General features: G+C 61.5%; 14 protein-coding genes and 1 pseudogene. 13 read left to right on the forward strand and 2 right to left on the reverse strand.

Translation table 11 applies throughout. The features are described 5' to 3' along the window. Positions 1 to 23: 23 nt before the first annotated feature. Positions 24 to 521, reverse strand: coding sequence for an Lrp/AsnC family transcriptional regulator (locus ACIPSK_RS06530; protein ID WP_017967338.1), 498 nt, complete (start codon positions 519 to 521; stop codon positions 24 to 26). Between the two features lie 100 nt (positions 522 to 621). On the opposite strand from ACIPSK_RS06530, the gene ehuR reads away from it, so the two are divergent. From ehuR to doeB, 10 genes are all read left to right on the forward strand, one after another. After that, entirely contained in the window at positions 622 to 2,007 is a 1,386-nt protein-coding gene (gene ehuR, locus ACIPSK_RS06535) for a MocR-like ectoine utilization transcription factor EhuR (protein WP_020486209.1), read from the forward strand. A 122-nt stretch (positions 2,008 to 2,129) separates the two neighbouring features. Continuing rightward, the gene (gene ehuA / locus ACIPSK_RS06540; RefSeq protein ID WP_017967336.1) at positions 2,130 to 2,915 is read left to right on the forward strand and encodes an ectoine/hydroxyectoine ABC transporter ATP-binding protein EhuA; all 786 of its coding nucleotides are present in this window, start codon (positions 2,130 to 2,132) and stop codon (positions 2,913 to 2,915) included. 56 nt (positions 2,916 to 2,971) lie between these two features. Beyond that, the gene (gene ehuB, locus ACIPSK_RS06545; RefSeq protein ID WP_017967335.1) at positions 2,972 to 3,820 is read left to right on the forward strand and encodes an ectoine/hydroxyectoine ABC transporter substrate-binding protein EhuB; all 849 of its coding nucleotides are present in this window, start codon (positions 2,972 to 2,974) and stop codon (positions 3,818 to 3,820) included. 75 nt (positions 3,821 to 3,895) lie between these two features. Next, positions 3,896 to 4,555 carry an ectoine/hydroxyectoine ABC transporter permease subunit EhuC gene (gene ehuC, locus ACIPSK_RS06550; protein WP_026154478.1) on the forward strand — a complete coding sequence of 220 codons (660 nt, stop codon included), beginning with the start codon at positions 3,896 to 3,898 and terminating at the stop codon, positions 4,553 to 4,555. 4 nt (positions 4,556 to 4,559) lie between these two features. Further along, on the forward strand, positions 4,560 to 5,219 hold the full coding sequence (gene ehuD / locus ACIPSK_RS06555) for an ectoine/hydroxyectoine ABC transporter permease subunit EhuD (protein ID WP_017967333.1): 660 nt from the start codon (positions 4,560 to 4,562) through the stop codon (positions 5,217 to 5,219). 2 nt (positions 5,220 to 5,221) lie between these two features. Then, positions 5,222 to 6,001: an ectoine utilization protein EutA gene (gene eutA, locus ACIPSK_RS06560; protein ID WP_017967332.1), complete on the forward strand. Its 780-nt coding sequence runs from the start codon at positions 5,222 to 5,224 to the stop codon at positions 5,999 to 6,001. A 4-nt stretch (positions 6,002 to 6,005) separates the two neighbouring features. Next, the gene (gene eutB, locus ACIPSK_RS06565; protein ID WP_017967331.1) at positions 6,006 to 7,007 is read left to right on the forward strand and encodes a hydroxyectoine utilization dehydratase EutB; all 1,002 of its coding nucleotides are present in this window, start codon (positions 6,006 to 6,008) and stop codon (positions 7,005 to 7,007) included. Continuing rightward, entirely contained in the window at positions 7,004 to 7,996 is a 993-nt protein-coding gene (gene eutC, locus ACIPSK_RS06570) for an ectoine utilization protein EutC (protein ID WP_017967330.1), read from the forward strand. The genes eutB and eutC overlap by 4 nt, the downstream gene beginning before the upstream one ends. Positions 7,997 to 8,028: 32 nt before the next feature. Next, positions 8,029 to 9,210, forward strand: a complete 1,182-nt coding sequence (doeA, locus tag ACIPSK_RS06575) for an ectoine hydrolase DoeA (RefSeq protein WP_162115664.1) — start codon at positions 8,029 to 8,031, stop codon at positions 9,208 to 9,210. 7 nt (positions 9,211 to 9,217) lie between these two features. Beyond that, the gene (gene doeB, locus ACIPSK_RS06580; protein ID WP_170279717.1) at positions 9,218 to 10,225 is read left to right on the forward strand and encodes a N(2)-acetyl-L-2,4-diaminobutanoate deacetylase DoeB; all 1,008 of its coding nucleotides are present in this window, start codon (positions 9,218 to 9,220) and stop codon (positions 10,223 to 10,225) included. Between the two features lie 158 nt (positions 10,226 to 10,383). Here the strand turns inward: doeB and ACIPSK_RS06585 are convergent, their stop codons facing one another. Then, positions 10,384 to 12,201, reverse strand: coding sequence for a methyl-accepting chemotaxis protein (locus tag ACIPSK_RS06585; protein WP_446532702.1), 1,818 nt, complete (start codon positions 12,199 to 12,201; stop codon positions 10,384 to 10,386). 202 nt (positions 12,202 to 12,403) lie between these two features. On the opposite strand from ACIPSK_RS06585, the gene ACIPSK_RS06590 reads away from it, so the two are divergent. From ACIPSK_RS06590 to ACIPSK_RS06600, 3 genes and pseudogenes are all read left to right on the forward strand, one after another. Beyond that, entirely contained in the window at positions 12,404 to 12,652 is a 249-nt protein-coding gene (locus tag ACIPSK_RS06590) for a type II toxin-antitoxin system VapB family antitoxin (RefSeq protein ID WP_162115667.1), read from the forward strand. Positions 12,653 to 12,969: 317 nt separating this feature from the next. Further along, entirely contained in the window at positions 12,970 to 13,614 is a 645-nt protein-coding gene (locus ACIPSK_RS06595) for a TetR/AcrR family transcriptional regulator (protein WP_162115668.1), read from the forward strand. Positions 13,615 to 13,650: 36 nt separating this feature from the next. After that, positions 13,651 to 13,848 (forward strand): annotated as a pseudogene (locus tag ACIPSK_RS06600) (DUF1217 domain-containing protein); the annotation flags it as partial. Between the last annotated feature and the right edge of the window lie 279 nt (positions 13,849 to 14,127).

Genomic DNA, 14,127 nt, shown 5'->3' on the forward strand with positions numbered 1-14,127 from the left:
CGGTGGCCTGGCAGAGAGATTGTCTACGGCGCGGTCTCGTCTTCGCCGGCGGCAGTGAAGGAAGAGACCGGAAGGACTGTTTCCTCCTTCACCGTCTTGGTGACGATGTAGGTGAAGTAGCGGTCGATGCCGAGTTCGCGGTCGAGGAGCCCGTCGACCAGCCGTTGATAGGCGTCGATATCGGGCGCGATGATCTTCAGGATGTAATCGACTCCGCCGCCGACCGACCAGCAGGCGACGATCTCCGGGATTGCGGTCACGGCGCGCTCGAAGCGCTCGAAATCCGCCTGGCGATGATTGGCGAGCGTCACTTCCATCATCACGCTGGCGACCGGCGCGATGCGCCGCGGCGCGATGCGTGCATGGTAGCCGGTGATAACACCCGCCTTTTCGAGCTTGCGCAGCCGCATCCAGCACGGCGTCGGCGACAGCCCGGCCTTTTCGGCCAGCGCCAGCTTGGTGATGCGGCCGTCGCGCTGAACGGCGTCGAGAATGCGCAGGTCGATGGCGTCGAGCTTCATGGTGCTTTCTTAAAAATAAATCATTTCAAACGGAGCGAAAAGACAATGGGAGCGCATTTTGGCATTGTCAATTGAACTGATTTTCAGCAGTGTTGAAATCATGACAAAGTGGCGCCCCGATCCCTCGCAACTCCGCCGGCCGGCCTATCTTTCGCTTGCCGAGCAGATCGCAAACGCGATCATGGACGGCAAGCTCTCCGATGGCGTGCAATTGCCGCCGCATCGCAAGATGGCGGATGACCTGCATCTTTCCGTGCAGACGGTCAGCCGCGCCTATGACGAATTGATCCGCCGCGGACTGATATCAGGCGAGATCGGACGCGGCAGCTTTGTCCAGACCAGGCCGCGCGAGCCGGAACCGCCCTATCTGCCGGAACGGCTGGGCGAGGTGATCGATCTGTCGATCCTGAAGCCAGTCTGCGAGCAGATCCATTTGGAAAGGCTGCGGCAGGCCTTCGGCTGGCTTTCGGAAAACCTGCCCTCCAGCTCGGCGCTTTCATTCAGGCCGAATATGGTATTTCCACGCCATCGCGCCGTCGCTACGGAATGGCTGGCGCGATGCGGGCTGGAGGTATCGCCGCTGAACATCAGCGTGACGAACGGTGCGACATCGGGCATGACGGTGGCGCTGATGAGCGTTGCCCCGGCCGGTTCGACGGTTGCGACCGAAGCGATCAGCCATCATACGCTGGTTCCGCTCTCCACCTATCTCGGTCTGCACCTCGAAGGGCTGGCGATCGACGAGGAGGGCATGATCCCCGAAGCGCTGGACGAAGCCTGCCGAAAGGGACCGATCCGGGCCATTTTCCTGCAGCCCTCGGTGATCAATCCGATGGCGGCGCTGATGAGCGCGAACCGCAGGCAGGCGCTTGCCACCGTCGCGGCCAAGCATGATATCGCGATCATCGAAAACGATATTCTCGGCCCGATGGTCGAGAACCGCGCGCCGCCGATGGCCGCGTTTGCGCCGGAACGGACACTCTACGTCACGAGCTTCACCAAAATTACCGTTCCGGGCCTGCGGATCGGCTATCTCACCGCGCCCGACCGCTATGTCGCGGCCGTCGCCAACAGGCATCTCGTCTCCAACTGGATGGCGACACCTGCCATGGCGGAGATCGCCACCCGCTGGGTTAGCGACGGCACGGCGATGGAACTGGTCAACTGGCAGCGCCGTGCGCTTTCGAACCGGCACGCGATCGCGGCGGAGATGCTGGCGGGCCTGCCGTACCGGGCGCATCCGCAAAGCCTGCACGTCTGGCTGCCGCTCTCAGGCAACCATACCGAGGATGGGTTTGTTTCGCAGGCAAGGCTGCGCGGTGTGGCGATCGCGCCTGGCAAAGCGTTCCACACTGCCGATCAGGGCTGGACGCCGGCCGTGCGCATTTCACTTGGTTCGACGACGGAAAGCGAGTTGCGGACGGGGCTCGGCATCGTCGCCTCACTGGCGCAAGGCAATCCGGAAGAGCTGCTGCTTGCGATCTGATGCCGATGCCTTGTATTTGAGCGCGCGCAGAATAATTGTCATGATATTATTTTACGAATTGACATGATTTTGATGGACCGTCATCGTTAGGACATTGCTTGTCTCAACAGGGAGAGACATGAATGCTTCCGCCCATCATCCGCATCGACAACATCGTCAAGAAATACGGCCCGCTGACCGTGCTCGACGGCCTGTCGATGAATGTCATGCCGGGCGAGAAGTTGGCGCTGATCGGGCCATCCGGCTCCGGCAAGACGACGATCCTGCGTATTCTGATGACGCTGGAGACGATCAGCGGCGGCCATATCGAGGTCGACGGCGAGCAGCTCTACCATATGCCCGGTAGCAGCGGGCTGGTGCCGGCTGACGAACGGCATCTGCATCGCATGCGCGAAAAGATCGGCATGGTCTTTCAGCATTTCAATCTGTTCCCGCATAAATGCGTGCTCGACAACGTGACGTTGGCGCCGATGCTGACCAAGGGTATCAAGCGGCCCGTGGCGGAAAAGCGGGCGCTGGAGCTTCTCGACATGGTCGGCCTGGCCGACAAGGCAAAGAGCGTTCCGGCGCAGCTTTCCGGCGGGCAGAAGCAGCGCGTCGCCATTGCCCGGGCGCTGGCTCTATCGCCGAAGATCATGCTGTTCGACGAGGTGACCTCGGCGCTCGATCCGGAACTGGTCGAGGAGGTGCTGAACGTCATGCGGCGGCTCGCCTCCGAAACCGACATGACCATGCTTCTCGTCACCCATGAGATGGGCTTCGCCCATGATTTCGCCGACCGTGTGCTGTTCTTCGATCGCGGCAAGATCGTCGAGGAAGGCAAGCCGGGCGACATCTTTCGCAATCCGACCCAGGAGAGGACGCAGACCTTCCTGCGCAAGATCATTGCGGCGGGGCACCGCGTCTGACCTCAGACATTGCCCGCAAGAACAAAACTCAAGGAAAATCAGAGGAGTTGGGAACGATGAAAACAGGATATCTTTTGAGCGCCGCCAGCCTGTCGGTGCTTCTGATCACAGCGGCTGCGCCTGCCTCCGCCGCCGATGACAAGCTCGAGCAGCTGAAGGAGCAGGGCTTTGCGCGCATCGCCATCGCCAACGAGCCACCGTTCACCGCTGTCGGCGCCGACGGCAAGGTGTCCGGCGCGGCCCCCGATGTGGCGCGCGCAATCTTCGAAAAGCTGGGCGTCAAGGAAGTGGTCGCCTCGATCTCGGAATATGGCGCGATGATCCCCGGCCTGCAGGCCGGCCGCCACGACGCGATCACCGCGGGCCTCTTCATGAAGCCCGAGCGCTGCAACGCCGTCGCCTATTCCGAACCGATCCTCTGCGACGCCGAAGCTTTCGCTCTCAAGAAGGGCAATCCGCTGAAGCTGACGAGCTACAAGGATATCGCCGACAATCCGGACGCCAAGATCGGCGCCCCGGGCGGCGGCACCGAGGAGAAGCTGGCGCTCGAGGCCGGCGTGCCGCGTGATCGCGTCATCGTCGTTCCGGATGGCCAAAGCGGCATCAAGATGCTGCAGGACGGCCGCATCGACGTCTACTCGCTGCCGGTCCTGTCGATCCACGATCTGATGGCCAAGGCAAACGATCCGAACCTCGAAACCGTCGCTCCCGTCGTCAATGCGCCGGTCTATTGCGATGGTGCCGCCTTCCGCAAGCAGGATGTTGCGCTCCGCGACGCCTTCGATGTCGAGCTGAAGAAGCTGAAGGAATCCGGCGAATTCGCCAAGATCATCGAGCCCTACGGCTTCTCGGCCAAGGCGGCGATGTCGACGAGCCGCGAAAAGCTCTGCGCCGCGGCGAAGTAAACGAGGTGAGCACCCGGCCATGCTATCGGCACGGCCGGGTTATCCTCAAACGATCTCCAGAGAAGCGAGTTGCCGATGTCGGGATGGTCCGGCTATCTGACATTGATCCTTGAGGGCGCCCTGGTGACGCTCCAGCTGACGATCATGGGGTCTGCTCTGGCGCTTGTCATGGCGTTCCTGGCGGGCCTCGGCCGCCTGTCGCGATTCTTTGCCGTGCGGGCTCTGGCGACGGCCTATATCGAATTCTTTCGCGGCACCTCGATCTTCGTCCAGCTGTTCTGGGTCTATTTCGTGCTGCCCTTTGCGGGCGTGACCCTGACGCCGCTGCAGGCAGGCGTGCTGGCGCTCGGGCTGAATGTCGGCGCCTATGCGGCGGAAGTGGTGCGCGGCGCCGTTAAGGCTGTCGGGCGCGAACAGTCGGAAGCCTGCATCGCGCTCAACCTTTCGCGATACCAGCGCATGCGTCACGTCATCCTGCCGCAGGCGCTGCCGCTGATGCTGCCGACCTTCTGCAACAATGCAATCGAACTCTTGAAGGGCACGGCCGTCGTGTCGCTCATCTCGCTGACGGATATGACTTTCCAGGCGCAGGTTGTGCGGGCGCAGACCGGCAGTACGCTGGTGCCCTTCGCGACGATCCTCATCCTCTATTTTCTCATGGCCTCGGCGATCTCCGCGACGATGCGCTGGCTGGAGCGGCGGATGGCGCGCAGCCTCGACGGCATAAGGACCTGATCGGATGGAATGGGATTGGGACTTCGTCTGGCAGATCATGCCGACCCTCCTCGAAGGGTTCAAGATCACTCTTCTCGCCACCATCCTCGGCGCTGCCGTCGCCATGATCGTCGGCCTGGGGCTCGCCATTGCGCGGCGCTCACCGCTCGCCGGCATTTCCAGGACGGTCGCTTTCGTCTCGGAATTCATCCGCGGTACGCCATTGCTGGTGCAGCTCTACTTCATCTTCTACGTGCTGCCGGATATCGGCATCCGGCTGGCGCCGCTCACCGCCGGCGTCATCGGCATGGGCATTCACTATGCAACCTATACCGCCGAGGTCTATCGCGCCGGCATCGAGAACGTGCCGCGCGGACAATGGGAGGCAGCCAAGGCCACCAATCTGTCGACCCGCCAGACCTGGATCCACGTGATCCTGCCGCAGGCGATCCCGCCGATGATCCCGGCGCTCGCCAATTATTTCATCGCCATGTTCAAGGAGACGCCGCTGCTTTCGGCAATCACGGTGCTCGAACTGATGAACCAGGCAAAGAGCATCGCCAACAGCAATTACCGCTACATCGAGCCGATGACGCTGGTCGGCGTCTTCTTTCTCGTCATCAGCTTGATCTCGGTCTTGGGTTTGCGCTGGCTCGAGGAACGCTACGCCAGGATGGACGACTGACCATGACCGTAGAGATTGAGATCATTCCCGCCGGCCGGCTGCCGCGACTGGACGACCGGCCGCTGGAAAAGCGCATCGGCCTCATCATCCTCGCAACCGACCACACGACGGAAGTCGACTTCCAGCGCATGGTAGCCGGCGATCGCATCGGCGTTTATGTCAGCCGCATCCACTATGCCAATCCGGTCACGCCGGAAAACCTCCTGAAGATGCAGCCGTCGCTGACCGAAGGCGCGGCATTGATCCTGCCGGACGAGGCACTCGATGCCATCGTCTATTCCTGCACCTCCGCTTCGGTGGCGATCGGTGACCGGAACATCGAGGCGGCGATCCACGCGGCAAAGCCCGGCGTTCCTGTCGTGACGCCGACGGCGGCCGCCGTGACCGCCTTGAAGGCACTGGGCGCCAGGCGGATTTCGGTGCTGACGCCCTATACGATCGAGACCAGCCGGCCGATGGCGGATTATTTCGGGGAGCTCGGCTTTGCGATCGACCGGTTCACCTGCCTGGGACTGACCGACGACCGTCAGATGGCGCGGATCGCACCGGACGAGATCGTCGCCTTCGCACGCCAAGCACTGGCGCCGCAGTCGGACGCGCTGTTTATCTCCTGTACGGCGGTGCGGGCGGCCGAGGTCGCGGACCGGATCGAGGCTGAAATCGGCAAGCCTGTCGTCACCAGCAATCTTGCGACGGCCTGGGCCTGCCTGCGGCTCTGCGGCGATGATCGGGCGCGGTCCGAACTCGGTCAATTGATGACCAAGCCCTATCGGGAAGGCTGAGATCATGGTGAACACCTTGCCCGTTTCGCTGGAGGATATCCGTGCTGCGGCGCGCCGGATCGCCGGCCGCGTGCTCTGTACACCGATGGTGCAGTCCGCTTCCCTTGGCGAATTGGCAGGCGTTCCTGTCCATCTCAAGCTTGAGCATCACCAGACGACCGGCAGTTTCAAGCTGCGCGGCGCGACCAATGCGGTGCTCTCCTTGTCGCCGGCAGAGCGCTCGCGCGGCGTCGTCGCGGCCTCGACCGGAAATCACGGCCGGGCGCTTGCCTATGCGGCAAAGACGGAAGGTGCTGTTGCGACCATCTGCATGTCGCGGCTGGTGCCGGAGAACAAGGTTTCGGAAATCCGCCGCCTCGGGGCCGATGTCCGCATCGTCGGATTATCGCAGGACGAGGCGCAGCAGGAGGTCGACCGGCTGGTTCGCGAGGAGGGGCTGGTGATGGTCCCGCCCTTCGACCATCCTGATATCGTGGCCGGGCAGGGAACACTGGGGCTCGAAATCATCGACGCCTTGCCGGAGGCGGCAATCGTGCTGGTGCCGCTCTCGGGCGGCGGCCTTGCGGCGGGCGTTGTCGCTGCGGTCAAAGGCATCAATCCGAAGACCAAGGTGATCGGCCTGACGATGGAGAAGGGCGCTGCAATGAAGGCAAGCCTCGATGCCGGACGGCCGGTGCAGGTCGAGGAAGTGCCGAGCCTTGCCGACTCGCTCGGCGGCGGCATAGGTTTCGACAATCGCGTGACCTTTGCTATGTGCCGCGAACTTCTCGACGAGGTCATCCTGCTGACGGAAGCGGAAATCGCCGCCGGCATGCGCCACGCCTATGCCTGCGAGCGCCAGATCGTCGAAGGCGCGGGCGCGGTCGGCATTGCAGCGCTTCTTGCCGGGAAAATTGTGGCAAACGGTCCCATCGTCGCGATCCTGTCCGGGGCGAATGTCGACATGGAACAGCACCGGCGGGTGATCAACGGGACACAGCCGCTCTACCGCGAGGAGGGACCATGAGCCGGATGATCATTCTGACGGAAGCGGAACTGAGGAAAGTCATCGGGCTTGATCGCGATGCGGCCGCCTGCATCGAGGAGGCTTTCGCAGCGCTTGCAACCAAGGCTGTCGCCATGCCGCCGATCCTGCGGCTCGACATTCCGGAATATCGCGGCGAAGTCGATGTGAAGACGGCCTATGTGCCCGGCATCGAGGGCTTCGCAATCAAGATCAGCCCCGGCTTCTTCGACAACCCCAAGATCGGCCTGCCGAGCACCAACGGCATGATGGTGCTGCTGTCGAGCCGGACCGGACTGGTGCAGGCGCTGCTCTTGGACAACGGCTATCTCACCGACGTGCGCACCGCAGCAGCGGGCGCCGTCGCGGCAAAACATCTGTCGCGGGAAAATGCATCCGTGGCCGCGATCTTCGGCGCAGGCATGCAGGCGCGGCTGCAGCTCGAAGCACTGACGCTGGTCCGGCCGATCCGGGAAGCGAGGATATGGGCGCGCGATGCTGCCAAGGCGCAAAGCGTGGCAGCGGAATTGGCCGGAAAGCTCGGCTTTCCCGTCACCGCGACACCGAACGCCAGAGGTGCAATGACCGGCGCCGATCTCATCGTCACCACCACGCCGTCGGAAATACCGATCATCGAGGCCGGGTGGCTGGAACCCGGACAGCATCTGACGGCCATGGGCTCAGATGCGGAGCACAAGAACGAGATCGATCCGGCCGCCATTGCGGGTGCCGACCTCTACGTCGCCGACAGCTTGAAGCAGACGCGGCGTCTCGGCGAGTTGCATCACGCCATCGATGCCGGCCTGGTCGCAGGCGATGCGGTTTTTGCCGAGCTCGGCCAGATCGTCGCCGGCCGGACGCCGGGGCGGACGCGCAACGACCAGATCACCATCGCGGACCTCACCGGAACCGGGATCCAGGACACCGCCATCGCCACACTCGCCTTTGCCCGCGCCGGCGCGGCGAAGGCCGGGACCGCATTCGAAAGCTGACCGGCGCGGCGCCGGAAAAGAAGGGAAGAGACATGACAAAGCCCAATCTCAAATTCTCGCTCGGCGAATATGCCGCGCGGCTGGAAAAGACACGGCGTGCCATGGAGGCGAAGGGCGTAGACCTGCTTGTTGTCAGCGACCCGTCGAACATGGCCTGGCTGACCGGCTATGACGGCTGGTCCTTCTATGTGCATCAGGCGGTGATCGTGCCGCCGCAGGGCGAGCCGATCTGGTTCGGCCGCGGCCAGGACGCCAATGGCGCCAAGTTCACCGCCTATCTGAAACACGACAACATCGTCGGTTATCCCGATCACTATGTGCAGTCGACCGAGCGCCACCCGATGGACTATCTCTCGGGCATCCTGACCGAACGCGGTTTCGGCAAGCTGACGATCGGCGTCGAGATGGACAATTACTGGTTTTCGGCGGCGGCTTTTGCGGCGCTGCAGAAGCACCTGCCGAACGCCCGCTTCGTTGACGCGACCGCTCTCGTCAACTGGCAGCGCGCGGTCAAGAGCGAGACCGAAATCAGGTACATGCGCAATGCCGCCCGCATCGTCGAGGCGATGCACGCCCGCATCTTCGACAAGATCGAGGTCGGCATGCGCAAGTGCGATCTGGTTGCGGAAATCTATGATGCCGGCACTCGCGGCGTCGACGGCATCGGCGGCGATTATCCGGCGATCGTGCCGCTGCTGCCGTCCGGCGTCGAAGCATCCGCGCCCCACCTGACCTGGGACGATCGGCCGATGAAGAAAGGCGAGGGCACCTTCTTCGAGATCGCCGGCTGCTACAACCGCTATCACCTGCCGCTGTCGCGCACCGTCTTCCTCGGCAAGCCGACACAGGCTTTTCTCGATGCCGAAAAGGCAACGCTCGAAGGCATGGAGGCCGGCCTTGCGGTCGCAAAGCCCGGCAATACCTGCGAGGACATCGCCAACGCCTTCTTCGACGTCTTGAAGAAATACGGCATCGTCAAGGACAACCGCACCGGCTACCCGATCGGCCTTTCCTATCCGCCGGACTGGGGCGAACGCACCATGAGCCTGCGTCCCGGCGACCGCACGGAGCTGAAGCCGGGCATGACCTTCCATTTCATGACCGGTCTCTGGCTCGACGACATGGGTTTCGAGACGACCGAGAGCATCCTCATCACCGACAGCGGCGTCGAGTGCTTCGCCAACGTGCCGCGCAGACTGATGGTTAAGGATTGAGGCTGTCATGACAGAGATTGGCTTGCGGCCGTCGCCGATCAGCGCGACGGTCAATTTCGCCGCCGAGGGTATCCAGCACGGATTCCTGCGCCTGCCTTACAGCCGCGACGACTCCGCCTGGGGATCGGTGATGGTGCCGATAACGGTCATCCGAAACGGCAAGGGGCCAACGGCCCTGCTGACCGGCGGCAATCACGGCGACGAGTATGAAGGACCGATCGCACTCTTCGATCTTGCCAACTCGCTGAAGGCCGAAGAGGTGAGGGGCACTGTCATCATCGTGCCGGCCATGAATTACCCGGCTTTCCTGGCGGGGACCAGGACCTCGCCGATCGACAGGGGCAACATGAACCGCAGCTTCCCGGGCCGGCCCGACGGTACGGTGACGGAGAAGATCGCCGACTATTTCAGCCGTGTGCTGCTGCCGATGGCGGATCTCGTCCTCGATTTTCATTCCGGTGGCAAGACGCTCGATTTTCTGCCGTTCTGCGCGGCCCACATCCTGCCGAACAAGCAACAGGAGGAAAAAGCTTTCGAATTCGTGAGGGCGTTTGCGGCACCCTATTCGATGAAGATGCTGGAGATCGATGCGGTCGGCATGTACGACACCGCGGCCGAGGAGATGGGCAAGATCTTCATCACCACGGAACTCGGCGGCGGCGGCACCGCCACGGCCAAAAGTGCGGCGATTGCCAAGCGCGGCATCATGAACGTGCTGCGCCACGCCGGGATCGTCGCGGGCATCGTCGATCCTGGTCCGACGACCTGGCTCGACATGCCGGACGGCCGCTGCTTCTCCTTCGCAGAGGAGGGCGGGCTGATCGAACCTGTCATCGATCTCGGTGAAGCCGTCACTGACGATGCGGTCATCGCTCGCATCTATCCGACCGGGCGGACCGGGGTGGTGCCCCGCGAGATCCGCGCCGGCATGAGCGGCATTCTCTGTGCCCGGCACTTCCCGGGGCTGGTCAAATCAGGCGATTGCGTTGCCGTCGTGGCGGTTGTTGACGATTAGAACAGGATGATTTTAGGCCGGGTCGGCCTGAAATCTGAATCCTGTTCCAAATTAAATGGTTAGAGCATGATGTCGTCCGAATAATCGCGCACACTTTTCGGCATCATGCTCTAGGCGATCGGACAGGTCGAGGCAGGACGAGCTTCGACGGTCAGGCGTCAAGCCGCTTTCTGCGGTCTTGACCCGGTGGCGGCCGCGTCGATCTGAAAGCGGTTTACCACCCCTTCCAATGTCTGCGTCTGGCTGCCGAGCGCCCGGCAGGCCGTGGCAGTTTCGACCGCCATGGCTGCGTTGCGTTGGGTTACCTGATCGAGGGCGTTGACGGAGGCGTTGATCTCGCCGATCGCCACCGCCTGCTCGGAAGACACCGACACGATGCGGGCGATCAGGCCGGCAACCTGCTGGACCTGTCCTTCGATTTCCAGGAGCGCCTTGCCGGTGCGATTGACGAGGTCCACACCGGTGGAGACCTGGGCGGAGGAGGTGGAGATCAGAGCTCTGATCTCCTTGGCGGCGTTGGCTGAGCGCATGGCAAGTTCACGTACTTCCTGGGCAACGACGGCAAAACCCTTGCCTGCTTCGCCGGCGCGCGCTGCTTCAACCCCGGCATTGAGCGCGAGAAGATTGGTCTGGAAGGCGATTTCATCGATGACATTGACGATGGCGCCAATCTGGGAGGACGAGCCTTCGATCCTTTCCATTGCGGCGATGGCTTCGCGAACGACGGCTGCCGAATGTTCGGCGCTGGTGCGGGTCTCGGCCATCATGCCGGTGGCTCTGCCGGCATGGTCGGAGGCGTCTTTGGCTTTGATATTCATTTCATCGAGTGCGGCTGTGGCCTCTTCGAGCATCGCGGCCTGCTGTTCCGTGCGCGACGCAAGGCTGTCGGCTGCATCGGTGATGCCGGCCGAGGAACTGCCCACTTGCTTGGAGGTCTGGGCAATCTCCGCCATCGAAGCGCAAAGCGCATCCATACTGTCGTTGAACTTCGCGCGCAAAGTCTCGTAGGCGGCGGCGAACGGCGTCGTGATCCGGCAATCGAGATTGCCGGTCGACAGCTGTTCAAGGCCGTATGTCAGCCGATCGATCACTGTTTCGCGGATCTGCTCCTCGACGGCTCTTTCGGCCAGTTGGCCGCGTTCACGCTCGAATTCCGCATCGCGAAGTGCGGTCTCGCGCTTCTGTGCGTCCTGCCGCTCGAGCGCGTTGCGGCGGAATACCGCGACGGCCCTGGACATGGCGCCGATCTCGTCGGACCGGTTGGCATAGGGGACTTCGGTCGAAAAATCACCTTCGGCAAGGTTGCCCATATAGGCCTTCATGCCATCGAGCGGCACAATTGCGCGGCGACGCAGGAGATAAAGTCCCACCAGCAACAGCCCGAACGAACCGAAGCCTGCAGCACCCGCATATAGCGTCCAGGTGACGATCTCCGAGGCGGCATTGCGCTCCTCACCCTTCAGGAAAGCGTCGGAATTGGCAACGAGTTTCTCAACCGCGTCCTGGTGCGAATGAAAGGCGACGCGCAACTGCTCGATCGCTCCGTGCGCCTTGTCTTCATCCTTGGCATTCAGGGCCGGAATGATCTCACGGTTCATCACGCCCCAGAATGCATCGCCCTTGGCGATAACATCGTTTTCAAGCTCGTCCTTCAAAGCCTGCGGCAGCCGAGTGGTTTTCCAATAGGCGCGGCGGTCATCGTAAGCGGCCTTCAGATTTGCGATCTTGGCAAGATTGGTGTCGGTGAGTTCGGGAAATTTGCTCGCCTCGAAGGAGAGCATATAGGATTCGACCACAAACAGCGGCGGCGGCAGAATATCGGCAATCAAATCCTTGCCGTAGACAACCTGCTCGTAAACCGGCCCGTTGACTTTCAGCCGTTCAAGGGCCGACTGCTGCAATCCGATCGACATGAAAAGGCCTGCCGAAACGGCGACACCGAACGCAACCAGACTGCGGGCAATGGTGAATGCCAAGGACTGTCTCCCACATGATTTGGCTTCTCTGCTTGAGATGCCTGATCCCTCGTGAAGTACTATGTCGATAGAACACTGAAATATGGTTAATTCTTTTTGACATCGGAACAAAATCAGGACCGGGACTACTTGTAGTACCCAGCCATCATCTGCAATCTTGATGTTAGCGACTGCTGCTACATGCAGATGAAAGGAGACCGACATGGCCGAACCTCAACTTTCCGTGCGCAGTGCGAAGGCACGCGATCTTGCACATCGGCTTGCTCGGCGCGAAAATCGATCAATAGCTGACATCGTTGAGCGGGCCCTCGAATCGTATGAAATACGGGAGACCGGCCGCGAGACGGCCACGACCTTTTATGCTCAGCTTTCGCAACAAAGTGGCACGGATATCGACCTTGAGTCAGTCCTCAAAGAGGACAGACAGGCACACAAGGGCATCGAACTTTGATCTTTCTCGTTCCAGTAAAAACAGGCTTGCGGTTGATTTTGTTGCCGAAACTGCGTTAGAGGATGGGATACCCTGGGATGCTGCGGTCGAACTCTTGCTATAGGAATAGGAATAGGAATAGGAAAAGATAGAGGTTGCGGCGGAAATGGCGGTCACAGGCGCTCCATCGGTAGACGGTGAGAGATGCAACGCATTGCAGAGCTGATGAGTTCTCTAAATTGAAATTGCCAATGCCACAGCTGAAGAATCGCCTCTCAGAAGTCCTTGTCTCCTTTCTGCGGCCTTCGGCTTGTGCCTCGATGGGGGTCTAGGCCATAATGGATGTTGTCGAGCTCGCAGATGAGCCGCGCAAGCGCGGCCGGCCGAAAGTCTCCAGTGACGATGACAAGCGGGCGCATATCGTTGAAATTGCCCGCCGCGTTTTTGTAAAATACGGTTATGCTGGCAGCACGACCGCAGTCGTCGCTACCGAGGCGAGTGTTTCAAAACAGACGCTTTACAAGCTGTTTCAGAGCAAGGAAGAGCTGTTTGCCGCGGTGGTCGGCGCGCATCGGCGCCTGATGCTCGACCTTCCGCGGCCTGCTGAAGATCTCTCGATCGCCGAGAGCCTCGAACGCATCTTCATGATCGACATGGATGACGACAAGGATGCGGATCGTGCCGGTTTCCTGCAGCTCGTCTTTCGCGAAGCGGGGCAGTTTCCCGAACTTATCGACATACTGCAGCGTGAAGGCATGCTTGCCAGCCGGCAGCATCTGGCAGACTGGCTGAGGGACCGCAGGGTGGAAGGCAAGTTGTCGCTTGATGATCCGGACAGCGGGGCCCGGATGCTGATGGATATGATCTTTGGCGCCATGGGTCCGCCGGAAGGACGAGCAAAGGCTTGGCCTAATCGGGCAACACTGCTTGCCCATCTCCAGCGCTGCATTGCAGTCTTTGCCGCAGGCGTCGGCGCCGCGTGACCCCGAAAGACGGCGATCCCTCGGCTTTTGACGTCGATGAGCGATTACAAGCTCTAATCTTATGCCATGCAGGCCTGCGGGCGTGAAGACATGGCTATGCCAAGGCCTTCATGAAGAAGGTGCTGGAGAGTGCGCTTCGCCCACAGCTTGAGCGACACCCGCTATGCAGAGTTGGCTGCCGCCTTCAAATTCGCCGGCGAGACGAAGACGGCGCGATCGGACGTGCAGCGGGAAGTTCATTAGAATCCATGAAGTCTACAAGCCTCCCCCAGCGCATACCTAGATTTCTCTTACCGAAATGCGCTGTATTTTCGTTTTCACACATTCCCTGCAAATCCACCGCGCATTTTTGCTGAAATGCTCTGGACGAAGCGGGAAGCTTCCGGTTGGCGAAAGTTGGCCGTTGGCTTGAGGTTGGCAGTTTCCCGAGATCCTAATTCGCCGCCTGCGCCAACGCCTCGCTTGCATATTCCATTTACCAAGGCTAGCGCAGCCGGGCGGTCCGGAAGTGGG

The sequence above is a fragment of the Rhizobium sp. LARHSG275 genome (assembly GCF_052871115.1).